The organism is Salinimicrobium flavum, from assembly GCF_042684505.1.
Classification (GTDB): Bacteria; Bacteroidota; Bacteroidia; order Flavobacteriales; family Flavobacteriaceae; genus Salinimicrobium; species Salinimicrobium flavum.
Genome location: NZ_JBHULT010000010.1, coordinates 198,683 through 223,255, shown reverse-complemented (window position 1 = coordinate 223,255; position 24,573 = coordinate 198,683). Strand labels below are relative to the sequence as shown.

General features: G+C 41.4%; 16 protein-coding genes and 2 tRNA genes. 15 read left to right on the top strand and 3 right to left on the bottom strand.

Features of this window, described 5'->3' with window-relative positions; all coding sequences use genetic code 11:
- Positions 1-31 precede the first annotated feature (31 nt).
- Together ACFSTG_RS11765 and ACFSTG_RS11760 are read left to right on the top strand one after the other, a co-directional pair.
- Positions 32-2,686, top strand: coding sequence for a putative LPS assembly protein LptD (locus ACFSTG_RS11765; RefSeq protein WP_380753763.1), 2,655 nt, complete (start codon positions 32-34; stop codon positions 2,684-2,686).
- A gap of 12 nt (positions 2,687-2,698) precedes the next feature.
- A complete protein-coding gene (locus ACFSTG_RS11760; protein ID WP_380752932.1) occupies positions 2,699-3,079 on the top strand; it encodes a Rid family detoxifying hydrolase in 381 nt (126 codons plus the stop codon).
- Between the two features lie 11 nt (positions 3,080-3,090).
- On the opposite strand, the gene ACFSTG_RS11755 is transcribed toward ACFSTG_RS11760, so the two are convergent.
- Positions 3,091-7,494: a translocation/assembly module TamB domain-containing protein gene (locus ACFSTG_RS11755; RefSeq protein WP_380752928.1), complete on the bottom strand. Its 4,404-nt coding sequence runs from the start codon at positions 7,492-7,494 to the stop codon at positions 3,091-3,093.
- Between the two features lie 93 nt (positions 7,495-7,587).
- Here ACFSTG_RS11755 and tsaD point away from each other — a divergent pair, with 93 nt between their 5' ends.
- From tsaD to ACFSTG_RS11725, 6 genes are read left to right on the top strand one after another with little or no spacing between them, the layout of a single operon-like run.
- Complete coding sequence (gene tsaD, locus ACFSTG_RS11750) at positions 7,588-8,610, top strand: tRNA (adenosine(37)-N6)-threonylcarbamoyltransferase complex transferase subunit TsaD (RefSeq protein ID WP_380752925.1); 1,023 nt, start codon at positions 7,588-7,590, stop codon at positions 8,608-8,610.
- A 3-nt stretch (positions 8,611-8,613) separates the two neighbouring features.
- Positions 8,614-9,327 (top strand): 16S rRNA (uracil(1498)-N(3))-methyltransferase, encoded by a 714-nt coding sequence (locus ACFSTG_RS11745; protein ID WP_380752922.1) that lies wholly within the window; start codon positions 8,614-8,616, stop codon positions 9,325-9,327.
- 34 nt (positions 9,328-9,361) lie between these two features.
- On the top strand, positions 9,362-10,006 hold the full coding sequence (locus ACFSTG_RS11740; RefSeq protein ID WP_380753760.1) for a DUF4159 domain-containing protein: 645 nt from the start codon (positions 9,362-9,364) through the stop codon (positions 10,004-10,006).
- Positions 10,003-10,524 (top strand): TrmH family RNA methyltransferase, encoded by a 522-nt coding sequence (locus ACFSTG_RS11735; protein ID WP_380752920.1) that lies wholly within the window; start codon positions 10,003-10,005, stop codon positions 10,522-10,524. The genes ACFSTG_RS11740 and ACFSTG_RS11735 overlap by 4 nt, the downstream gene beginning before the upstream one ends.
- A gap of 12 nt (positions 10,525-10,536) precedes the next feature.
- Entirely contained in the window at positions 10,537-11,625 is a 1,089-nt protein-coding gene (locus tag ACFSTG_RS11730; RefSeq protein ID WP_380752918.1) for an AI-2E family transporter, read from the top strand.
- Positions 11,626-12,807, top strand: a complete 1,182-nt coding sequence (locus ACFSTG_RS11725; protein ID WP_380752915.1) for a class I SAM-dependent methyltransferase — start codon at positions 11,626-11,628, stop codon at positions 12,805-12,807.
- Here the strand turns inward: ACFSTG_RS11725 and ACFSTG_RS11720 are convergent, their stop codons facing one another.
- Entirely contained in the window at positions 12,808-13,635 is an 828-nt protein-coding gene (locus tag ACFSTG_RS11720) for a glycosyltransferase family 2 protein (protein ID WP_380752913.1), read from the bottom strand.
- A 279-nt stretch (positions 13,636-13,914) separates the two neighbouring features.
- On the opposite strand from ACFSTG_RS11720, the gene ACFSTG_RS11715 reads away from it, so the two are divergent.
- From ACFSTG_RS11715 to ACFSTG_RS11685, 7 genes are all read left to right on the top strand, one after another.
- Positions 13,915-13,999: transfer RNA gene (locus ACFSTG_RS11715), tRNA-Ser, on the top strand.
- A gap of 239 nt (positions 14,000-14,238) precedes the next feature.
- A tRNA-Pro gene (locus tag ACFSTG_RS11710) sits at positions 14,239-14,313 on the top strand.
- Between the two features lie 219 nt (positions 14,314-14,532).
- A complete protein-coding gene (locus ACFSTG_RS11705; RefSeq protein ID WP_380752912.1) occupies positions 14,533-15,741 on the top strand; it encodes a site-specific integrase in 1,209 nt (402 codons plus the stop codon).
- A gap of 883 nt (positions 15,742-16,624) precedes the next feature.
- Positions 16,625-18,571, top strand: a complete 1,947-nt coding sequence (locus ACFSTG_RS11700) for a trypsin-like peptidase domain-containing protein (RefSeq protein WP_380752909.1) — start codon at positions 16,625-16,627, stop codon at positions 18,569-18,571.
- A gap of 2 nt (positions 18,572-18,573) precedes the next feature.
- Positions 18,574-18,984 (top strand): hypothetical protein, encoded by a 411-nt coding sequence (locus ACFSTG_RS11695; RefSeq protein ID WP_380752906.1) that lies wholly within the window; start codon positions 18,574-18,576, stop codon positions 18,982-18,984.
- A 1,157-nt stretch (positions 18,985-20,141) separates the two neighbouring features.
- Positions 20,142-21,242 (top strand): sensor histidine kinase, encoded by a 1,101-nt coding sequence (locus ACFSTG_RS11690; protein WP_380752903.1) that lies wholly within the window; start codon positions 20,142-20,144, stop codon positions 21,240-21,242.
- 328 nt (positions 21,243-21,570) lie between these two features.
- Positions 21,571-23,217: an ABC1 kinase family protein gene (locus ACFSTG_RS11685; protein WP_380752900.1), complete on the top strand. Its 1,647-nt coding sequence runs from the start codon at positions 21,571-21,573 to the stop codon at positions 23,215-23,217.
- Between the two features lies 1 nt (position 23,218).
- Here ACFSTG_RS11685 and ACFSTG_RS11680 read toward each other — a convergent pair whose 3' ends face one another.
- Complete coding sequence (locus ACFSTG_RS11680) at positions 23,219-24,568, bottom strand: capsule assembly Wzi family protein (protein WP_380752897.1); 1,350 nt, start codon at positions 24,566-24,568, stop codon at positions 23,219-23,221.
- Positions 24,569-24,573 lie beyond the last annotated feature (5 nt).

Sequence of the window (24,573 nt, the reverse complement as noted above, 5' to 3'; positions counted from 1 at the left end):
TATACTTTACATACTTTCCTGCAGTATTTTTATGCTCTTTTTTAGCCATAAAATTACTGCTCAGGAGATCCCTGCAAAAGAAGGTATTCGCATTCCGGCTGAACGTGATTCTGTGGCTCCAATTCAGGACTCTATAAACATCCAGGCACCCGTACCGGTCATCACCGTCACCGGGCAGGATACGGTGAGACGTCAAAATCAGGCCTTAACAGATCAGGTAATTTATACAGCAGAAGATTACATGAGGCTTAGTCCAAGAGAAAATCGCCTTTATCTCTACAACAACGCCGAGGTGACCTATGGGGACATCCATATTGCTGCCGGAAAAATTGTGATGGACAATGAAAAGAACGAAGTGTATGCCTACGGGATACCAGATTCTACAGGCGCTTATACGCAGACGCCGGTTTTTACCCAGGCACAAAGCGTTGTAAGGCCGGACTCGATCCGGTTTAATTTTGACACAGAAAAAGCACTGGTTTTCAATTCCAGAACTGAACAGGGGGAATTCAAGGTATTTGGAGAGGTAACCAAAAGGGAGAACGATTCGGTTTTCTATATGAAAAATGTACGTTTTACCACTTCCGAAGACGAAGAAGACCCGGATTATTACTTTTATGCCCGTAAGATCAAGTTCGTACCAGACAAGAAGATCGTTACAGGCCTGGTAAATATGTACATTGCCGATGTGCCTACTCCATTGGGACTCCCTTTTGGATATTTCCCGATGACAGATGAAGAAACTTCAGGTTTTATCATTCCTTCTTTTGGTGAAGACAATAACCGTGGCTATTACCTTCAAAATGGGGGGTATTATTTTGCGATAAGTGACTATGTAGACCTTACCACATTGGGGGATTATTATACCAACGGCAGTTATGGATTGCGGCTGGAATCTTCTTATGCTATGAGATACCGGTTCAGAGGAAACCTGAGCTTCAGATATGAAAAACTCATTAACAGTGAGCGAGGCTTCCCTGATTATTCAGAAGGGTCTATTTACAATCTTCGTTGGAACCATTCCCAGGACCAGAAAGCCAATCCTTCTTCAAGGTTCTCGGCATCGGTTAACCTGGGGAGCAGCGACTACTATCAGGCTTCCACCAACCAGACCAACTCCGGGAGCAGGCTGACCAATACGCTGAGTTCCTCTGTTTCCTACTCCAAGACCTTTCCTATAGAACCACAAGTAAACCTGAGTATTACCGCCACTCACAGCCAGAATACCAATACACAGCAGATCAATATGACCCTGCCCACCGTGCAGGCCAGTGTTGCAAGGATCTATCCTTTTGAACCTAAAATAGGTGCTAAAAAAGGAGTTTTTGAAAATATCAATTTACAGTATAATTTTAGAGGAGAGAACAGGTTCACCACCACCGATTCCCTATTCTTTAAACCCGAAATGTTTGAAGATGCCGTAATGGGGGCCCAACATACGGTCCCAATAAGCACGAATTTCAAATTGTTTAATTACCTGAGTGTAAGTGCCGGAAGTAATTATACGGAAAACTGGGTGTTCAAGACCTTTGACCGTTCTTATGATGAAGAGCTGCAACGTGAGGTATTGGATACGGTTACCGGATTTGATTCTTACAGGACATATAACTTCAATACGAGTATTGGTACTACCATTTATGGGACAATGAACTTTAAACCGGATAGTAAATATCAGGCAATAAGACATGTGATAAGGCCCTCGATAAGCTATAACATCAATCCCGGATTCGATCACTACTATGAAACTTACCTCATCCCCGAAACTGCAGACGGTCGGGAAGAAAGAGAGGTGGAATATTCACGATTTCAGGGTACTCTTTATGGTCCTCCCGGAAAACGCTTTTCAAGCTCCATAGGCCTGTCTCTGAGCAATACTTTTGAAGCCAAGGTAAAAGATTCCGCAGATGCAGAAATAAGAAAGGTCAAGCTTCTAAACAATCTAAATGTTAGTACTTCATACAATTTAGCGGGCGATTCCTTAAAGCTTTCCCCCATAAGTGTAAGGGGGTCTATACCTGTTGTTCCCAATAAACTTGACATTAACTTTGGTGCCAACCTGGATATTTATGCCCTTAACAATGACAACAGGCGAATTGACAAACTCAATATCAATAACGGCGGAAGCCTCTTCAGGATGACCAACGCAAACATGAGCTTTGGATATTCATTTTCCAGCCGGGACTTTACAGGCGGAACAGAGAACACCAACAGGCTGAGCAACGAAACCTTCAGAAATGGAGGACGTCCTGATGATCTCTTCGGAAAAGGAATGGAAATGGACGGCACCTTTTACGACGAGGAAGAAGAGCAGGTGGCCGAAGAAGAAGGACCCGATAACCAGTGGTATAACTTTAGCATCCCCTGGGACCTGAGGCTGGCCTATACTATGAACTACGCAAATAATGCCCGGCAGAGCGAAATTTCTTCCCATTCCCTGATGTTCTCGGGTGATGTGGAACTTTCACCCCGGTGGACCGTAGGAGCTTCATCTGGTTATGATTTTGTAAATAACGGTTTTACCCATACCCAGCTGCGCTTCGCACGGGATTTGAAAAGCTGGAGGATGACCTTTAACTGGACGCCCTTTGGACGCTATGAGCAATGGAATTTCTTCATTGGGATCAAATCTGCTCTGCTGCGTGATATCAAGTATGAAAAACGAAGACAAAACGACAGACAATTATAACATCTTCTTATTATGAAAAAGATCATTCAAACCAATGATGCTCCTGCTCCCATTGGACCTTACAACCAGGCAGTCTTAAGTGGGAATACTCTTTATATTTCAGGACAGATCGCAATTAACCCGGTAGACGGAAAATTAGTGCTGTCCACAATTCAGGAGGAAACAGAACAAGTGATGCGTAATCTAAAAGCTGTATTAACTGCTGCGGAAATGAACTTCGAAAATGTGGTGAAGAGTTCCATCTTCATCAATGATATGAATAACTTTACTGAGATCAATTCTATCTACTCCAAATACTTTAAGGAAGAAACGGCCCCTGCCCGTGAGACGGTTGAAGTTGCCAATCTTCCAAAGTTCGTAAATGTGGAGATCAGCATGATCGCTGTAAAATAGGGTAGTTATTATTAAAAGTCTTCCCCCGGGAACCGTATGTAATCTGGCGCCAGACTTTCTTTTTTCACTTCCTCTTCCTCCTCCTCATCTTTGTTGGTGGCCGCAATTTCTTTATCTACGATCTTCCTCAAGAGCTCTTTAAAGCTATCAAAGTCCACCTGATAGGATAAACCTATTCCCTGAGTGAATCCCAGTTCTTCCCCAATATACTGGATGTTATTTTCCCGGTTAAAGATCTTTGCCCGCAGGTTCCCTTCCTCATTTAAAAGAAATTCAATTTCAATATTTCCAACGATCACCGTTTCTGTAACCCCACCTACCGGTACACCAACCTGTCCGTTGATCAGCACCCGTTCACTGATCTGGGTAGAAAGAGTTACCCCAAACCGGTCAGCTGTAGATTGCTCAGGGGTACGTGCTCCTTGTTCATAGTTGAGGCCTACCTGGAATGTTCCGGAGTCATCAGACAGCAAACTGTTAAAGAACCCGGAAGCGCTTTCAAACAGGTTTCCTGCCCAGGCACTGGCAGTATTTCCGGCAAGTACATTTTCAGTATAGAATTGCCCAAGGGTTATTAGAGAGAATGCCTGGATCTCTGTATTTGCACTTGTCTCGATCTTGTACTCGAGCTCAGACCGAACTGCAGAGGTAACATTAGGATATTCGAGATCAAAGGAAATATTAGGTTGTACCAGTTCCCCTTGCAGGTTGATGACAACGTCTACAGGTATTCTTCGGCTAATTCCCGGGTTTTCAAGAATGATCGCAGGGTTGGCATGTGCCTCATAGACGGCGCTCATATTCAGATCTGCCTGCGCGGGACTACCGCTCCAGTTGATACTACCTCCCGGTCGCACTTCAAATCGTTTTTGCAAGGCTCCGTAGTTAAAAATATATTCTCCCGTGTTGGCAATAAAATCCCCCCACATATTGAATTTTCCGAGAGTATTGATCTCTATTAGTAGGGTTCCGGCACCTCTTCCTCTTAGAATACTTCCGTCAATATCAAGTTCCACCAGGGCGTCGCTGGTAACGTCAAGATCGAAATTAAGCTCCAATCCTTTTACTTCTTGGATCTCGATCTCCTCTCCCGCCAGTCTTGCAGCTTTCTCTTCAGGGCTCAAAAAGTGAATAAAGGAATTATCCCCGATAGATTCTGAATCTGAGATGGGGATCTTAAAAACAGTACCTCTGCTTGTTTTTCCCACGACATCTATAACCAATTCTGAAGTAGGTCCGTAAATAGACGCATTTCCGGCCATAAAGGCTGTGCCGTAATAAAGTGCATCCGGTGCTTCTTCAGTATTAAGGACGAGTAGCCTGTTGGTAGAAAGGTTTAATCCCAAAACCCAGTTCCGGAAGTTCTGGTGCGAAATGGTCCCATCCAGTACTCCGGTGGTATTGAACCTGGTGTCTGTAATTCCAATCTGGTCAAAATTGAACTGTTGTTCCGTGAGGTTTACCACAGCATCATCTTCAAAAGTATAATCAACATTCAGATAAGGAACTCCCAGTCCTGCATTTTTTAATCTTAAACGTCCGGTGATGTCAGGATTCTTATAATTTCCGGTCACCCTGGCATTTCCTGATACCAGTCCGCGAATATTATTGATCACATCCCCACCAATTGTGCTGAAGGCAGCCATTTCAAAGTTCCTGAGGTTCACATCGAGGTTTATATTAGGGGTCTCTTCATTAACCACTATTTCTCCAATGGCCGAGAGAGATTCCAGGCCTTTATTCCTCAGAGTGGTGTTTACATTGTAAAAACTAAGGTCCCTGTTCCCCATTACGTCCAGGTTTAGGTTCCCCAAAAGCTGATCGTTCACCACCAGATCTTTTATGGTTAACGAGGTATTGGGATAATAGGCCCCGTTTTGCTGAAGCAGGTTAAGTGTACCGTTAACTATACCCTCCATGGAAAGTTTATCGATCTCAGGAGTGACCTTGTAAAGGTCAACGTTCTCAAACTGCATTTTAAAATCCTTATAGGTTGAATCCCTCATTTGACCATTGAGCCTTATCTCTTCCTCCCCATGACTAAGTACCAGTGAATCAACTCTTATATTTTGCAATCCATTATCAAAGATGACCCTGTTAGAACGGTTATTTTGCTCGTTGAGATGCCAAACGCTTTCCTTGAATTTGATGTCTGACCGCTGTAGACCAATTACCGAATTGTTATCCTGGTTAATCGTGTGGTACAGGTTCAGGTTGTATTCATCATCATTTCTTGGGCCTCCGCGGAATTCTGATCTAATAAATAAGGTGTCGTTGAGGGTAACATTAATAAGGTTAAAATCTGATATTTTATAAAGATCGGTAGAGACACTGTCAATCTCGACATAGGTATTAAAAAGTGGATTGGAATTATCTACCTGGACATTCACCTTATCAAACATATTGTTGAAAGCCTTGATCTCGGGTGATCTGAAGGTAAGGCGAAATTCAGATTCATCAGATTCCACACTGCCCCTTATAAAAGTGTTGGGTGCCAGGGTGATCTTAGGGAAGAATACTTCTACTATCTTATTGTAAATATCAAAATTAAAGGACAGGTATTGGTTAGTAGTGATCTTGTTGGGCCTGTAATTGGTATAGAGACTACCTACAGCATTTTCAAAAAGTGCAGGAACCTCTGTAATATCAAATACCCCTTCAACCGTTCCGTTTATGACATCAGGAGAGTTAACTTCAATGGTACGAACAGGTCCGTTAAAACTGGAAGTGATCCTAAGATCCCGGAACGAGTATGTGTCATTCTGATTTTTATAGGAAGTGTTGAGAAACAAAATATTTCCGGCAACGTCATTTAGATCGCTTCCACTCATGTTCATGATGACGTCCCCTTTAAAGATCCCAATGCTGTCACGTTTTACAAAGTTAAGAGCAGCCAGATCTGCATAGGCTACCGATGCTTCAAAATCATAGACACTGGTCTCCTTTGAAAGATCTGCAAGGCCATTGAATTCCATTTGCAGATTAGGATCGAGAGAAATAAAGTTTCCATTAAAAACAGGAGCTTTCAGGGTGCCCCTTATTTTTAGTCGGTTATAAGCGTAACCATTATAAACCAGTTTGGAGATCTGTCCCCTTACATCTGAATTGAGGGTTTCTGCCGATAATCCCCTTCCATTGATCCTGATGTCAAATGAGGTAAGGCCAAATGCTTTTGATCCAAGTAGTTTCCCTAGATTGAAATTATTAACCACAATGTCCCCCTGGTAAGTAGCCGTGGAGGTCTCATTGTAATTTTGCATCTGCATATCTACATCTGCGGAACCCAACTGCGAAAACAACTTAGCGTCAAAATCAAGGTCTGTAGCAGAAACAAAAACTGCTCCCTGCAACTGAAGGTTTCCAAATTCCTTAAGTTCATCGGGAAGTTTAGGCCCTAATAAGCCGGGTAACAAATTCACCAGATCATAATAGTTGGTGGCCAACTGCGAAACCTTTCCTTCCAGGGAAAAAGGTTCATCCCCTCCAGAAAGGGCATTCTTCAGCAAAAGATTTCCATTTATGACAGTACGATCCATACCGGTCATATCCAGGTCAGAAAGTGTAAAATTGTTCAGAGGCCCCCTTAGAAGAGCTGTAAAGGAGATCTTCTGGTCACCACCAAATCCTTCATAAAAGGGTTTAAGATCATTGGTTGAAATTGAAGCCGTCTTAAAATCAACAATGATAGGCACCGAATTCACGAAATCTGAAAACCCGTTCTGAACATCAACTTCGATATCTGCCTCCAGAGAAGATTCGGCAGTTCTAAGCTCCAGCTCGCTAAGGCTCAAAGCTTCGGAAGTATAGGCAAATTTGGTACTGAGAAAATCGATCCTGATCCCTCTTTTTTCAACCCCCGACAGTTTTCTCACGTCTACAAAAACCTCAGAATTATCCAGAAGGAAATTACGGGCATTAAGATTAAGTTGTTCCAAAACCACAAATTCCGGATTTTGGGTATTCTCATTGATGTAGCTGTACCTGCCGTCGAGTACTTCAACTTCATCAATGGTCAGAATGAATGGAGAAGATTCGGTTTTTTTCTGCTTCTTGAGCTTGTTCAGTAGTATATTAAGATTGTCATTCTCTTCTCCTTCATAGATCTTCATATCCAGCAGGAGATTAGTGGCAGTAGTATTTCCCAGGGTGGGATTATTATTGTAAATGCTGGTAAGGCTGGTAAGCGAGGTATTGATCTTCTGTGAAAAGATAAGAGTATCCATGTGATGATCTAGCACCAACACGTCTCTAAGATCAAGTTTTCCGCCATAGGTGATCCCTACCCTCCCAATTTTGATATCCACATCTTTGGATTCTTTCAAGGATTTGGTGATCTTATTTGCGATAGAGGTCTGGACGGCGGGAATAGAAAATACTATCAATAATATGATAAAAAGAAGTAACAGTGCCAGCACCGTTTTACCTAGTATTTTCCAGAATTTTTTGATAGATTTTTATGTTATAACTTTGCGAACAATATTAACAATTTTCAGGCCTAAATCATAGAGATGGCAACACAAAATATATTTATTCTCGGCATCGAATCTTCCTGTGATGACACGGCCGCAGCCGTTCTGCACAACGGTAAGATCCTGTCTAATGTGGTGGCCACCCAGGATATCCATAAAAAATATGGCGGAGTTGTGCCGGAATTGGCCTCCAGGGCACACCAGCAGAACATCGTACCGGTGATCCATGAGGCTCTGGATCAGGCCGGTATTTCCAAAAATGATCTTTCTGCCGTTGCTTTTACCCGTGGCCCCGGTTTAATGGGATCCCTGCTGGTAGGCACCTCTTTTGCCAAGTCTTTAGCCCTGGGGTTAGGTATTCCGTTACTGGATGTGAACCATATGCAGGCACATATCCTGGCTCATTTCATCGAAGAGGAAGGATATGACAAGCCACAATTCCCATTTTTGGCAATGACCATAAGTGGCGGTCACACCCAGATCGTGAAGGTTTCTGATTACTTTGCAATGGAAGTAATAGGGCAAACCCTGGATGATGCTGTTGGGGAGGCTTTTGACAAAAGTGCCAAGATCCTTGGACTTCCCTACCCCGGAGGGCCATTGGTAGATAAACATGCGCAGCTTGGGAATCCCAAAGCATTTCCGTTCCCAAAACCTAAAGTTGGGGACCTGAACTTCAGTTTTAGCGGACTCAAAACCTCTATCCTGTATTTTATTCAGAAGCAATTAAAGGAAGATCCGCAGTTTATTGAAAAGAACCTTAATGATATCTGTGCTTCGATACAACATACCATCATAGGGATCCTGATGGATAAGTTGAAGAAAGCTGCAAAACAAACCGGCATCAACCAGATCGCGATCGCGGGTGGCGTATCGGCCAACAGCGGGATAAGGAAGACCCTTAAAGAAGCAGAGAATAAATACAGATGGAAAACTTTTATTCCAAAGTTTGAATACACTACAGATAATGCGGCAATGATCGCAATCGCGGGACATTTTAAATATATATCCGGAGATTATGCTGACCTGGGCGTTACTGCGAAAGCAAGGATAAAAATGTAATTTATGCAGCTATTCTATCATCCCGAAGTCACAGACGGTGACAAGGAAGTAATTTTTCCCCGCGAAGAAAGTAAGCATATCGTAAAAGTCCTTCGGAAAAAAGAAGGTGATGAACTACACCTTACCAATGGGAAGGGCTGGATCTTCACCACGCAACTCATTACGGCTAATCCCGGAAATTGTATCGCAAGGGTGTTGCATTCCCAAATGGACCCTCCTTCCCCCTATCACCTCCACATGGCGGTAGCACCTACTAAAATGAATGATCGTTATGAATGGTTCCTTGAAAAAGCGACAGAGATCGGCGTTCATGAAATAACCCCGGTCATTTGTGACCACAGTGAACGGAAGGTGGTAAAACTGAACCGGTATGAACGGGTTTTGCAAAGTGCATTGAAACAGTCATTACATACAAGGTTCCCTGTCTTACATGAGCCGGTGAGTTTTGAAGATTTTGTGAAGCAGGATTTCGAGGGTCAAAAATTCATTGCTCATTGCGAGGAGGATTCAGAAAAGAACCTGTTGTCAAAAAGACTTCAGGCAAAAACTTCTGTAATCGTTTTGATAGGTCCTGAAGGGGATTTTTCTTCCGAAGAAGTAAAAAAGGCCCAAACCCACGGCTGGGAAGCAGTGAGTCTGGGAAGCAGCAGGTTAAGGACCGAAACAGCGGCAATTGTGGCTTGCCACACTGCGGCATTAATAAATGAAGAGGAATAAGATTTCCTCTTCGGCTTTTCTTATTTTTACCAACATGAAGAATATTGGGTTGGTCATATTTTTATTCACAGGAGGTTTTCTGCTTCAGGCCCAGGAGATCGCGGTCCTCAAGTATGATGGCGGCGGGGATTGGTATGGTAACCCAACTTCCTTACCAAACCTAATCGAGTTCTGCAATGAGAATATCCAGACCTCCATCAACAGTCAGCCGGGAACGGTAGAAGCCAGCAGCCCTGACATCTTCCAATATGCCTTTGTACATATGACGGGCCATGGCAATGTATTTTTCAGTTCAGAAGCTGCAGAAAACTTGAGAACTTACCTTTTAAGCGGTGGATTTCTTCATATAGATGATAATTACGGTATGAATGAATTCATCCGCAGGGAGCTAAAAAAGGTCTTTCCAGATAAAGAACTCCTTGAATTGCCCTCAACTCATCCCATTTTTTCAACTGCATACCCATTTCCCAATGGCCTTCCAAAGATACATGAACATGATGCGAAACCGCCGCAGGCTTTTGGTCTGTTCGAGAATGACCGTCTCATTTGCCTGTTCACCTATGAAAGTGATCTTGGAGATGGTTGGGAAAATGAACAGGTTCATAACGATCCAGAAGAGGTAAGACTCAAAGCGTTACAAATGGGAGCCAACATTATTAAATACGTTTTTGAGAATTGAGCCAGCTCACCCACGAAAATACCGTTTTTGAGGAAAAGAAGTTTCCTATAGTATTGGTGCTTGATAACATTACGGGCCCGGCTAATATTGGAAGCTTGTTTCGTCTTGCAGACGCGTTCAATATTGAAAAGATCATTTTCTGCGGAACTGCACCGGATCTTAAAAGTAACCGTTTAAGAAGAACTGCCCGGTCAACTACCGGGACCGTTATGTGCGAAGAAACAGAAAGCACTACTGAAACCTGTATATCTCTTGCTGCGGAAGGATATGAAATCCTTGCACTTGAGATCACTGAAGGAAGTTTGGCCATAGATTCCATTTCTTACAATAAATTTAAGAAGGTGGCACTGGTATTAGGTAATGAGAATATGGGGATAGATGAAGAGGTATTAAAAATGGTTGGTTATAAGCTGCATATCACTATGTTTGGAAAGAACAGCAGCATGAACGTAGCACAGGCTGCCGGAATTGCTTTTTTTGAAATAACAAAAAGCCTGCAGCAATTTGATGAGAAATAATATCTTTACTCCGTGAACGAAAAAGAATTATCCTACGGAATTCTGAGAGCAGTGGCCATTTTATTGGGTGCAGCCTTTCTTCTTTACTTCCTGTACAAAATACAATCGGTACTTATCTATATCGCGATAGCGGGAGTGATCTCCCTTATCGGAAGGCCGGTCGTGATCTTTTTCCGAACCAGGCTCAGGATCCCTAACAAGATCTCTGTGGTCATGGTAATTTTACTTGTACTGGGCCTTTTCATAGGTTTGATCACCATTTTTATACCTATTGTGGTGGAGCAAAGCAAAAACCTGGGACAGATAGATATGGATGCCTTCACCCGTGACCTTAATGAATTGAATATCCAGATAAACAATTATTTGGGGGTTGAGGAAATTGACATCATTGAAGGATTCAAACAAACCCAGTTTGCCCGCAACTTTGATATTTCGACCATTCCCCAATATCTCAATAACTTTTTTGGAGTACTTGGGGCCGCTTTCATAGCGGTATTCTCTATAATATTTATTTCTTTTTTCTTCCTGAAGGATAGCAAACTTATGCTTAACAGTATCCTTGTTTTTGCAAACCAGGGACACGAAGCCAAATACCAGCGGGTTTTTAATAAGATCAAGGTTCTCCTTTCGCGTTATTTTGTGGGGCTAACCATGCAAATCACAGTTCTCTTCATCCTGTACAGTATTCTTTTATCGATTTTCGAAATAGATAATCCTATAGCTATTGCGTTTATTTGCGCTTTTCTAAATATCATCCCTTACCTGGGCCCCATTATAGCGGGTGTTCTGGTTTCCCTGTTCGTAATTTCAAGTAATCTTGGGGCAGACTTTCAAACCATCATCCTGCCGCAACTTATTTATGTGATGTCCGGGTATTTAATTTGCCAATTAATAGATAACTTCATTAATCAACCTTTGATATTTGGGGCCAGTGTTCGTTCCCACCCCCTCGAGATCTTCCTAATCATCCTCATTGCAGGATTGACTTCGGGAATTATGGGAATGGTAGTAGCCGTACCACTTTATACCGCTATTAAAGTTATCGCCAAGGAATCCCTCAGCGAATATAAGATTGTCAAACGTCTAACGAGAGACCTCTAATTGAACCCTTTCCTTTTAAATACGGAGATTCAGGAATTTATTGAACGTAATTATAAGGAAGACATTTCTGAAATCCTTTTAAAAGGGAGCCCTTTCCTAAATGTGAGTCCGCAGGAACTTGCCGTACAGATAATCGGAAAAAAGAAAGCTGAAAAGAAACTTCCCACCTGGTTTAATACAAAAGGCATCGTTTACCCACCCAGGATTAATCTCGAGCAAACCTCTTCTGAGATCACTGCGGAATATAAAGCGTCACTGGTTTCGGGAAATTTACTGTTAGATCTCACCGGTGGCTTTGGAATTGATTCCTTTTTTTTCTCCGGAAAAGTCAGGAAGTTGATCCATACCGAACTCAACGAAGAACTTTCGGCACTGGCAGCACATAATTTTGAGGTGCTGGGAGCAAAGAATATAGAAACCTTTACCGGCGACGGACTCGAATATCTGAGATCTACTTCGGAAACATTTGACTGGGTCTTCATTGATCCTTCGAGGCGGGATGACAGCGGTGGTCGTGTTTTCCACCTCTCAGACTGTTTACCCGATGTGCCCGAAAATCTGGAACTACTTTGGGAGAAAGCCGAAAATATCCTGGTAAAGACCTCTCCCCTGCTTGACCTTCAGGCGGGAATAAAAGCACTGAAAACGATAAAGGAAATTCATGTGATCGCTGTTGAAAATGACGTGAAGGAATTGTTATGGGTGCTTAAAAAAGAAGCTGTTGATGATGTTCTGATCAAAACCATTAACTTCCGAAGAAAAGAAGATCAGTATTTTGAGGGTAACTATAAGAACAGATCTACTTCAGAATACTCTGCACCCCTGGCCTATTTATATGAACCCAACGCAGCCATAATGAAAAGTGGCCTTTTTGAGGCAGTAGGAACCAAACTGGGACTAGGAAAACTGCATATGAACAGCCATCTTTACACTTCCGAAGAGCTGGTCGATTTCCCCGGAAGAACTTTTAAGGTCAATAAAGTGCTGCCTTATAAAAAGAAACAACTTAAAAAGGAACTTGCTATAGAAAAAGCGCACATCACTACCCGAAATTTTCCCGAAACAGTCTCTTCCCTGCGGAAGAATTTAAAAATAAAAGATGGGGGGGATAATTACCTCTTTTTTACCACCATTGAGTCGGGTGAAAAAGTGGTGATCTTCTGTGAAAAATTGGAGGATTAATTACTCTACGGGGAGATTATTATCTGAAAATGTCTCTTTTGATACCGCTTCTGTTTTTGACCTTTTCATCTTCCGTAGAATATTTCGGGGCCAAATATAGAAAAAGGCCACTCCCAGGAACCAGATGTTCAATACCGTAATACGGGCCACATCCTGAAACGGTCTAAAGTGGGTCACCCGCTCCTTGGGGTCATACAGAACTTTTACCGGGAGGTTAATAACCTTCACCCCTTTCCAAACAGCTTTTACCAGCACCTCTATCTCTAGTTCAAAACGGGAGGTATACAATTTCATTTTATTGACAACCTTCAAAGGATACAGCCGGTAACCGCATTGGGTATCCTGTAGCTTCACCCCTGTCTCTACCCAAAACCAGAAACTGGAAAACCTGTTTCCAATACTGCTTTTTTCAGGAATATCAGGTCCATCCATCTCACGGGATCCTACCACGAGGAGAGGCGGATCATTAGGTTCCCTGTTCTTCAGGGCTTCGAGAAAAACAGGCAGATCATCGGGATAATGTTGCCCGTCTGAATCCATAGACACCGCATATTCATATCCAAATTCTTCTGCCGACTTAAACCCTGTTTTAAGGGCATTTCCTTTACCCTTATTTACCGCAATAGTAACAACGTGCAGTTCAGAAAAACTCTTGAGAATAGATGAAGTATCATCTGTAGAACCATCATTGACAACCAGCACATTAGTTGTGTATTGAAGGACGTCATAAAGAACCCTGCTCAATGTGGTAGAATTGTTATAGGTAGGGATAATTACACAACACCTGAGAGTATTAAAATCTGACTGATATATGGGTTCCTTCTCCAAGTAAAAGCTTTGTTTTCAAGTTAAGAAAAATCTCGCTGGAATGGCTTTAGCGCAAAGTTAAAAATGAACTGGAAGAAACAAATTGCATATTACGAAGACCGCATGCCGGGACTAAGGTATATGGTGAAGACGGCAGATAAATAAAATTAAAAGTCTAATGAACTGAAGTCAAATAGCTTGTCAAATAACACTATAAAAAAGCATGAAAAGGTTTGCACAAATGATAGTGAAAACATACATTTGCAACCGCAAAATATTTGCAAGTTCATATTTTTACGAGGAGAGTTGCCAGAGTGGTTAATGGAGCAGTTTGCTAAACTGTCGACGAGCAATTGTCGCGTGAGTTCGAATCTCACACTCTCCGCTAATAGATTCAGGATTCTGGATTTAAAATTCAAGATTATTCTTGTTTTAAGTTGGAATTTGGGATTTGATTATTGTCTTTTACAGCGTAAGCTGTAGTCGCGGGGTGTAGCCCTTCGTCAAATCTCTTTTGGAGATTTGCTCAGGATAAACTCCGCCCGGTTCCCGGTCTACTTGTAGAAGTGGTTCTTTTGGAATCTGGGATTTGATTATTGTTTTTTACAGCGTAAGCTGTAGTTGCGGGGTGTAGCGTAGCCCGGTTATCGCGCCTGCTTTGGGAGCAGGAGGCCGCAGGTTCGAATCCTGCCACCCCGACTTTTGTTGTGTCAAACAACATCAAATAACACCTAATTAAATGATTTCCAGTACTTTAATAAAACTGAAGATCATTTTTTTTTGTTTGATATTGGCCAAAATGTGGCCTATTCGGTTACCTAATCGGTTACTTATTTTTTCTTACCTTCCTGTAGTTTAGGGGCTTTAGAGCGATTTGATTTTTTCAAAATGTAAAATCGGTTACCTAAAATGCAAGTCATGAAATCAAAACCCACTTTTCGTATTCTTTTTTGGCTGAATAAGGCCAAGAGTAAAAATAATCGGTTACCTATCTATGCTCGGGTAACCGTAAATGGTAAAAGAGCTGAGATTAGTTTGGCCAGGGAATGCAATATTGAAGCTTGGGATGAACGAGCTCACCGGGTAAAAGGAAGAAGTTCTGAAGCTACAGTCTTAAACAACTATTTAGATGCTAAGTATTCCAAACTACTCCAGTGTTATGAAGATCTGCTAAAAGAAGATAAAGTCATTACAGCACAGGCCATTAAATCCAGGTTTCTTGGTTCTGACGCTACTTACAAGTCTCTTAAGGATGTTATTGAGCATCATAAAACAACCATGGGCGATATTCTTAAACCGGGGACTTTAAAAAATTACGGAGCCACCGAGAAATATTTAAGTGAATGTCTGTTGAAGGAGCATAAGACAACTGATATCTATCTGAAAAATATCTCCTATCAATTTGTCACAGGCTTTGATAAGTTCCTTCGAAGACAAAAGGATAAAAACGGTAAAAAACAGCTCAGCAATAATGGAATTATGAAGCACCTGGAACGGTTTAAAAAGCTCACCAATCTTTCTATAAAACTAGGGTGGCTTGAAAAGGATCCTTTCCGGGATTACAAAATGAAATTCGAAAAATTCGATCGTGCTTATCTGAATCAAAGAGAACTAAAATTTATTGAGGAGACACGATTCACACGCCATACTCTTGAGACCACAAAAGATATTTTTCTTTTCGCCTGCTATACTGGTTTGTCTTACATCGATGTGAAAAATCTAACTATTGATAATTTGATCCAGGGAGTAAATGGTAAGGACTGGATTTACTGCAGGAGAGAAAAGAGTCAGACTCCGATGAAGATCCCCCTTCTGGATAAAGCCAGGGAGATTCTGCAAAAATACCAAGATCCAGTTTCTGAATTCCTTCTCCCGGTTTATAGCAATCAGAAAACCAACAGCTATTTAAAGGAAATTGCCGATCAATGTAAAATACAGAAAAAACTTAGTTTCCATGTTGCCAGGCACACCTTTGCTACAACTATAACCCTTTCCAATGGGGTGCCTATAGAAACTGTTTCTAAGCTCCTGGGTCATTCCAAACTGTCCACCACTCAAATTTATGCACGTGTAATTGATCAGAAAATAGGAGAGGATATGGATCTTTTACAATCAAAACTGCAGTAGGAGTCAGCCTGGCTAAAGAAAAAATAAAAATTGCTTAGCTACTGATTTCCTGAATCCGGTTTAACTAAAACTTCCGCCTAAGGAGGTAATATAAAAAAGAGTAAAAATTAATTACCTACTTACCTATTTAAGGGAAAGCCACTTATTTAAAGGTTCTAAGCGGGTAAAAGAAAAAATAAATGACTTACCTGTTTTTACCTGAAAAAGGTAACCAGGTAGAGATTAAAAAACGGGACCATGGTGTTCTCAAACCAGTAGCGAAGCATTAGGTAAGGTAGGTACGTGAAAAATCGTATTTGGAGAGTAGATTATTGAATTGAAAGTAAATAATTAGCGAACGAAGCGCAGCGAAGTGCTGCAAGCCCCAAATCTACCGAACTAATACTATGTTGTGAGGCCTGGAGATTTGTTGGCAAAATGCCTTTTCATTCAAGAAAATCCTGTTAATTACTAATGTCTGTCTCAATCTTAAAGGCTTTTGAGGTGAATTTACTAATTGTATAAAACAGACATAACTGGCAACCTCTGTAAATAGTGGGGGGAAGAACACTTGACATCGCGCAGCGTGTCATCCTCTTGCTATCTTCCCTTTCCCTTTCCCTTTCCCTTTCTTTTCCTTTTCGACTCACATACCATAGAAAATTTATTTTAAAAATCATTAAATAAAACCGTAAAAATTGTACGGAAAACTTGGCGGTCATTCATATAAAAACCCTCTATATTAATTCTGAAATATAAAAAAGATCCTTTTTTGAAAATTCTTAACTGTCTTTTCACCAGTTTTTATCCAAAAAATGGTATGAAATACGATTTCTGTTGATAACCTATTTATTGAAGGATTCTCAAATTTTATTATCTGCTTATTAACGTTAATACATTTAATATGAGATCATTTCTAATTATTTCAATTTTTTTTTGTTTCTTTTACAGTGCGGGACAAAACGGAAAACCCCTTAAGGTGGGTGAAGAGTCAAAACGCGTGATAGAAAGCCCTCACCCATATAACGGGAGCATATCAGGAAATTACGAGGTTGTATGGTCAGATAGGATTTCTGAAAAGAATGCTAGTTACATTGCAGTACATTTTAAGAAATTCAGTCTATCACCGGATGATTACATAGTAATCCGAGATCCGGAAAATACAAGGGCTTGGAAATATCATTATGGTGAAGAAGATCGGAAACAGTTCTGGAGTATTCATATTTATGGCAGTGAAGCCATTATCGAAATATTTAGCAAAAATAAAGTTGGTGGATACGGTTACAAAATCGACAAAATTGCAAAAGGATTTGTTCAAAACGATGAAATAAACATGATGACCATTACAGAACAGGAGGCACTTTGCGGCCCTGATGATTCGCAAGAAGCCGCTTGTTATGAAACTTCAGAACCATTCGTGTATGAAAAATCGAAAGCTGTTGCACGACTCTTAATTAATGGAACAAGTGCATGTACAGGTTGGCTTATAGGAGATGACGGTCATTTGATGACTAATGAACACTGTATTAGTAGCGCTAGCCAAGCCAATAATGTGACTGTAGAGTTTATGGCTGAAGGGAGTAGTTGTTCAACAGATTGCCGTGATTGGTTGGAATGTGCAGGAACAATTGTGGCAACTTCAACCGCTTTTATTAAGTCTAGTTCAAATTTAGACTATTCGCTCTTGCAGTTGCCTACGAACGTTACTTCAACTTATGGTTTTCTTCAACTTCGTGAGACAGGTCCTGTACAAGGAGAGAGAATATATATCCCTCAGCATCCCCAAGCCTGGGGAAAAAGAATTGCTCTTAACTCAACAGATTCACATGAAACAGGTGGTTTAGCAAGAGTTTTTTCTTTAAATGAACCGAGATGTAACGGGACGGGAAGTGACATTGGCTACTATGCAGACACACAACCTGGATCCTCGGGTTCACCTGTTATCGGGTATGAAGATAATCTTGTCATAGCCTTACATCATTGTGGTGCCTGCCCTAACCGAGGGGTCTCAGTCCAGGAAATTATTAATGATTTAGGAAATGATTTACCTAACAATGCCTTGCAGTCACCAATTATGGGTACGGAAACCATTTGCTATTCAACAAATGGATCTTCCTACTCCTTACAAGGTGTCGGAAGTGCGAATTCTTGGCAGGTTTCCTCTAATTTGCAAATCTTATCTTCCAGCAGTACAAGTGTTACTGTTAGACCGGCAAATTCATCTGTCAGTGGTTATGGCTATATAAAAGCAGTACTCTCTAGTCAAACTTTTCAGAAGGATGTAGTTGTTGGAGCACCAAAACCCTCGAGTTTCCTAAGCGTTTTAGTTGATCCTTATTTAGGTAGAATAAAAGCCAGGGTGGAACCTGTGGAGAATGCCACAGGATATGAGTGGTATTTAGATGGGGTTCTTTATACACATCTAAATTACCCAATTAATGGGGATTATGTAACTATGTCCATTCCAAAAAATGATTGTACAGTGAGGGATTACAGTATTGGTGTAAAAGCGATTACTCCTTGTGGAACCTCGCAAACATATTATGAATTACATGATAATCCATGTTATCAAGGAGACTATTATTATTCTTATTCTCCCAATCCTACTTCTGAAACCCTTACGATTGAAAGAATGAATATCAAAACTGTCTCAGCTTCTTCTCAAAAGGAAATTGCGAAATCATTTGAACATGATTATAAATTTTACGATTTTCAGGGAAACTTAATTTTCCGGGGAAAATTGGAAAATAAAATAACTTTAGATGTATCGAATTTAGTTGAAGGAAGGTACATTTTAGAAATCCAAATGGGGGTAAATGAAAAAGAGGTTCACCATATTCAAATAAATTAAATATGAAAAATTTTCTAATACTATTACTTATTATAGTTTCAAGTTGCAGTGAAGCCGACGATCCTATTGAATGCAAACCTTCAATTGTTAATAATGATAAATATTTGAATTCCGAATCAGACGAATTCACTTTTAAGGACGTTGACCTAGAATCCCAAAACTGCCTAAAAATTACAGTCATTTATGGAGGAGGCTGTGGCGAAGTTTCTGCAACCCTGGTTGACAGCGGAGATGTTCTCGAATCTGATCCAGCACAAAGAAACTTGCGATTCCTTTTCACAGATAATGATGAATGTGAAAAGCTCAAGGAGAGGACTTTTTATTTTGATCTAACCAATTTACAAATTGAAGATGATAATAGAATACTATTAAATTTTCAAAATATAGATCAAACCGTATTGTATGAGTACTGAAAATAAGCTGGAGTACCTGAAGTTATTCAAATTTTCATCGACTGGACGATCTAATTGTTTAGCAACAGATATGAAATCGCCAATCCCAATCCGGTAGAAATTAGTTGTTCTTAAATAAAAATGAACTATTTTTAAATAAAAAATAACATTCTAAAAGTCACCTAATCGGTTACCTAGAAGATGGAAATAAGGAAGAAGTACTGAATTTACTGGTGTTACGGGAGAGGTAAATAACCCTGCCACCCCGACAAAACAAAGCCTTGCACGAAAGTGCAGGGCTTTTTTGTTGGACCAAGGCGTGAGCTGGCTCACAAGCCGAAGGGTCAACAAAAAAGACCGTGCAGGCGATAGCCTGCTGGCTTTGTTTTAGTTCCCACCCCCTCAGGATCACCGACCGCAGGGAGGTAATCCTGAAATTAGAATTCGTGAGCTGGCTCACAAGCCGAAGGGCCAACAAAAAAGACCGTGCAGGCGATAGTCTGCTGGCTTTGTTTTAGTTTCTCCCCCTCAGGATCACCGACCGTAGGGAGGTAATCCTGAAATTAGAATTCGTGAGCTTGCTCACTAGCTGCAGGGCCAACAAAAAAGGCCGTGCAGGCGATAGCCTGCTGGCTTTGTTTTAGTTCCCACCCACTCAGGATCACCGACCGTAGGGAGGTAATCCTGAAACTAGAATTCTGATGTTAACAGTACGAATAGGCGTGAGCTTGCTCACAAGCAGCAGGGCCAACAAAAAAACCGTGCAGGCGACAGCCTGCTGGCTTTGTTTTAGTTCCCACCCCCTCAGGATCACCGACCGAAGGGAGGTAATCCTGAAGTTAGAAGAGGAAAGTTAGAAATACTATTTCTTCAGTTTTGATCTGTTTAATCTATTGAATCCCGATCACCCTAAAGCCGGAATATTCTTTTTAATAATGGTTGTCTCAGAGCCACTAATGGTTAACAGAGCTGCCAAAACTTTTGCCGCGACATTAATCCTGGGCATTAAAAATTAATCAGGTAAAACCTTAAAGTTCAATGATATCCCCTACGTGTTTTCCCCCTTTTCCCTTCTCCCCTTATTTAGTTTTCTTAAAATTACATAAGTCATTCTAAAGTTATTTTAAGTTTTTATTTTGTTACATGTTGTTAAAAATTAATGTCTTAGTTTTGTGTCCATGACTGAGACCCCGAAAAATGATGCCCGGCAATTGCGGAAACTCAATTTTGACCTGGCCAATTACTTTTCCAATACTATTATTCCGCAGCTATTCGTTGACGCAGATCTCATTCTGAGAATCTTCACCCCACCGGCTATGAAGCAGTTCTCCCTGACTTATGATCATGTGGGCAAGAACATCTCAGACATCAAAGACAATTTACGTTATCCCCGCGTTGTTGAAGATATTCATGACGTAATAGGCAATCCGAACAGGATCCTCGAAAAAGAAGTGCAAACCACCGACGGGCGTTGGTTTCAGATGAATATTGTGCCTTACATTGAGCACGAGAAGGATGTCATCAATGGAGTGATCATCACTTTTGTAGACATCACAAGGAGATTGAAGGCCATAAAAGAACTGGAGAAATTAAATTCTCAATACGAAACCTTCAAGTACGCGTTAGCACACGACATAAGGCAACCCATTTCGACCATCACTCTAATCGCTGACGGGTTATTGATTGCCCATAAAAAAAATGATTCCCTACAGTTCGAGAAATGGATCAATACCCTTAAAGAATCTTCAAAAAGTCTGGATTCCCTGGTTGAAGATTTTGCTTCTACTAAGGGGGCAAAGAAGGGCAGATCATCAGACAATGGTGCGCTGAACATTGAAGAGATTTGCGGAGATATACTTACTGCCCTTAAAGGGGAGATCAAAGAGAAAAAGATTAAAGTTACTACAGATTTGAAGGTTGAAGAAATTATCTTTCCCAGAAATAGCCTGAGAAGTATATTTTACAACCTTATTAATAATGCCGTTAAATTCAGTGACCCTAAAAAGAATTCGGAGATCAGAATAACCACAGAGACAGTGAAAGGTTTTTTGATCCTGTGTGTGCAGGATAATGGATTGGGTATACCCTTTAAAGATCAAAGACGGGTATTTAATAAATCTTCAAGATTATCTGAGAATATCCAGGGAACCGGAATGGGTCTCTATGTGGTGAAAAAAATGATCGAGGATAATGAGGGTAGGATAAAACTTGAGAGCAAAGAGGGAGAAGGTGCCACCTTCACAGTCTTCTTTAAAAACGGGTCTGATCTGACGGTTTAGTATTAATTTCTGCAAATCAGGGATCTCTTCTATCCCTACAGGCATTTAATCAACACAGGATATCCAACTGAAGGGAGATAATCTTCGGTAGGAAGAAATTTCTTCTCAGGAAATGACATTGACCTGCATGCTTTTTAAAGATCCCTGCATTCTCTTTCGGTAATGACGTCAACAAACTCCTGGGAAGCCAAAAAATCTCCCGCTAATTCTTATGCCTCCTTTAACAGAAATCCCTAAATTATTCTTTATTCTACCGGCATTGTCTTAAAGGATAAGCGCGAATTAATTATCTTCGGTAGGAATTACATCACAAAACAGCTATTCCTCTATGTCTATACTTCCCGAAAATCTGCAACGCTATCAGAAATTTTTAAGTTTCATGTTGAAGTACTGGAACAGTGACCTGTTGAACCAGACTGCTTCTAATGCGATGGAGGAAGAAACTGCCCGCAGTTTTTCAGATTATGAACAATCGCCCGAGGAACTGGTGGAAGACCTCAAACAAATGGGGCCCACCTATATCAAACTGGGCCAATTACTTTCAACACGCCCTGATCTCCTACCCGACAGATATCTGGAGGCCCTGGCCAGCCTGCAGGATGACCTGCCAATTATTCCCTATAATGAAGTTCAGGAGATCGTGGAGACCGAGATTGGGACAAAAATTTCCAAAGCCTTCAATACCTTTGAAGAGGAACCCCTTGCAAGTGCTTCCATAGGGCAGGTACATTTGGCAGAACTTAGGTCGGGTAAAAAAGTGGCGGTGAAGGTACAGCGGCCGGGAATTCGGAAAAAATTTCTCGATGACCTTAATACGCTTGAAGAAATGGCCGCTCTTGCGGTAAAACATACCGAAGTAGGGAAACAGTATGCTTTTGATGATGTTCTGGGAGAACTGAGAAGGATCATGCTACAGGAGTTGGATTATTTGCGGGAAGCGAACAATCTTGTCACCCTCGGCACAAATCTCAAAACCTACCGCAAGCTTATTGTTCCGCAACCCATTCCTGATTATACTACCTCCCGCGTTCTTACCATGGAGTATGTAAAAGGTAAAAAGATCACCAGTGTATCCCCTTTACGAAAGACCGAGGAAGATTATACTCCCCTGGTAGACGAACTCATTGAGGCGTATCTCAAACAGATCGTTTCAGATGGTTTTGTCCATGCAGATCCTCATCCGGGCAACATCCATCTTTTGGAAAATGACCAGATAGCTCTTATGGACCTTGGGATGGTTGCCAAATTCTCAAAGCAAATGCAGGAATACCTGCTGCGACTTTTACTGAACCTCAGTAAGAATGATGGAGAAGAAATAGCCAATATTTTACTGGATATGAGTGAGCATACCGAAAAAGCCAATATAAAGGAATTCCGAAGGCATATTTCGATTATGGTGGAAGACAGCCGTAACAGTACGGCCCAGGATATGCAAACCGGTAAACTGCTCATCCAGATGAACAGAAGTGCAGCAATTAACGGCATTCATCTTCCTGTAGATGTCAATATCCTCGGAAAGATCCTTCTGAACATGGACCAGATAATTGCTTTTTTGGCACCCGAATATGACCTGAGAGAGGCCGTAAGGGTGCATATGACAAAACTGATGCAGAGCAAGATGAGGAAGGAGCTTGCTCCAGAAGAATTGTTCAGTATCCTGCTGGAATCTAAAAAACTTGCCGAACACCTTCCGGAAAGGATCAATAAGATCACTGAAAGACTAGCCAACAATGACCTGACCTTCCATGTGGATGCCATTGATGAAAAACGACTGACCGATGGTTTTCAGAAAGTAGCTAACCGAATAACACTGGGATTGATAATTGCCTCCATGATCATTGGCGCCTCCATGCTGATGAGCGTCCCGTCCACTTTCAGCATTTTTGGGTATCCCGGGTTAGCAATCCTGTTCTTTCTGCTAGCCGCTGTGGCGGGTATTTATTTAAGCTACACCATTCTTTTTAAAGACGAATAGATCAGAAGAAATTTTTGGATAATCGTATTCCTGCTCCCAGATTAGATGCTGTTTCTGAACTAACATCTGCTCCCACCTGTATATTGATATCTACCAGCTGTTGCCAGACCTGCACATCAAGGTAGGAAGACCAGATCTTTTCTGAAGGAGTACTGGTCCCTGCTTTGGCTCCGTAATTTAGCCGGTAACTTGTAAGCAGTTTATAGGGATAGTTTTGAAAGGCCGTACCGGTCAATCCCAGGTGATGGGCTACGATATTATTATGGCTAACGCGAAATCTATCCTCATCGAGAAGGATGAACGGCAATCCTAAGATCCTGTTTTCATAGGTCCAACCGGACCTGTAAAGATTATTGTTGAAGTAATTATCCTTTCCGTCTGAAGTGGGTGTATTCTTACTTTGATTACGGGTATAATAATATTCATACATAACCGCATCCAGCCATCCTCCCTGACGTTGATCTTCAACGTAGATTCCATAGCGGCCATCAGGGGTATTTCTGAGCATCATTCCCGACTTATCTTCAAATAAAGTATTATAGATCAATTCAACATCATATCCTGAAACAGAGGTATTCAAATAGATCTCATAACTTCCCAGGTGGTTCCCCAGTCCGTTGATCTCCTGTTCCCCGATAGAACCGTCGGCCTCCCCTCCTATTCCGCTTCCGGTGACTACTCTGAGGTAATCATCAAAGCCGGATGGCAAGTCTCCATATTCAGGAGAGGTTCCTCCCCATTGCACGAAATGCTGCACCCCAAAGGTTAGCTGAATATTCCTGATCTTATTGAACACAAGGTGAAAACTCTTATGATGTATCCGGGTATTTTCAACATATCTTTCTTCATCTGTCACAAATTCTTCCCAGGTGGCTTTAAATCCGAGGCCGGCTTCGGGCCAGAAAAAGACCGGCTCGGGGATATTGATCCCGACTCCGGACAAAGGGCGGGCGTTCAAAGACCAGAGAATATTTTCATTAGTGGCACTTAGACCTTTATAAAGTTCAGGTCTTTGTTTTCTTCCGGCAAATACATGAAGCCATCGATTCTCAAAACTCAGGTAGTATTCATCGAGTTGGATCTCGTCAGAGAATCCGTCCCGGTAAAGTGCTCCAATTCCCATTTTTATAGAAGCATCTTCCGTGATAATATAGGCCCCGGAAAGGTTTACCCAACCGGCCATGGTGGTTAGTTCATCAATTCGTCCCCGCTGATTGGTGTGCATCCAGAAGGGGGAATATTCTTCAGAAGAATAGATCCCCTGCAGCACAGCAGAAGCAGAATAGTCAAAATATTGAGCCTGAAGTTTGGGGAAAAAGAAGAAAAGCAGGAGGGGTAATCGTTTGATCATCGATT

What these genes read in the sequence shown, in the direction of transcription:
- ACFSTG_RS11765 (WP_380753763.1), top strand. Translation starts at nt 32, where the DNA reads ATGCTCTTTTTTAGCCATAAAATTACTGCTCAGGAGATCCCTGCAAAA.
- ACFSTG_RS11760 (WP_380752932.1), top strand. Translation starts at nt 2,699, where the DNA reads ATGAAAAAGATCATTCAAACCAATGATGCTCCTGCTCCCATTGGACCT.
- tsaD (WP_380752925.1), top strand. Translation starts at nt 7,588, where the DNA reads ATGGCAACACAAAATATATTTATTCTCGGCATCGAATCTTCCTGTGAT.
- ACFSTG_RS11745 (WP_380752922.1), top strand. Translation starts at nt 8,614, where the DNA reads ATGCAGCTATTCTATCATCCCGAAGTCACAGACGGTGACAAGGAAGTA.
- ACFSTG_RS11740 (WP_380753760.1), top strand. Translation starts at nt 9,362, where the DNA reads ATGAAGAATATTGGGTTGGTCATATTTTTATTCACAGGAGGTTTTCTG.
- ACFSTG_RS11705 (WP_380752912.1), top strand. Translation starts at nt 14,533, where the DNA reads ATGAAATCAAAACCCACTTTTCGTATTCTTTTTTGGCTGAATAAGGCC.
- ACFSTG_RS11700 (WP_380752909.1), top strand. Translation starts at nt 16,625, where the DNA reads ATGAGATCATTTCTAATTATTTCAATTTTTTTTTGTTTCTTTTACAGT.
- ACFSTG_RS11695 (WP_380752906.1), top strand. Translation starts at nt 18,574, where the DNA reads ATGAAAAATTTTCTAATACTATTACTTATTATAGTTTCAAGTTGCAGT.
- ACFSTG_RS11690 (WP_380752903.1), top strand. Translation starts at nt 20,142, where the DNA reads ATGACTGAGACCCCGAAAAATGATGCCCGGCAATTGCGGAAACTCAAT.
- ACFSTG_RS11685 (WP_380752900.1), top strand. Translation starts at nt 21,571, where the DNA reads ATGTCTATACTTCCCGAAAATCTGCAACGCTATCAGAAATTTTTAAGT.
- ACFSTG_RS11680 (WP_380752897.1), bottom strand. Translation starts at nt 24,568, where the DNA reads ATGATCAAACGATTACCCCTCCTGCTTTTCTTCTTTTTCCCCAAACTT.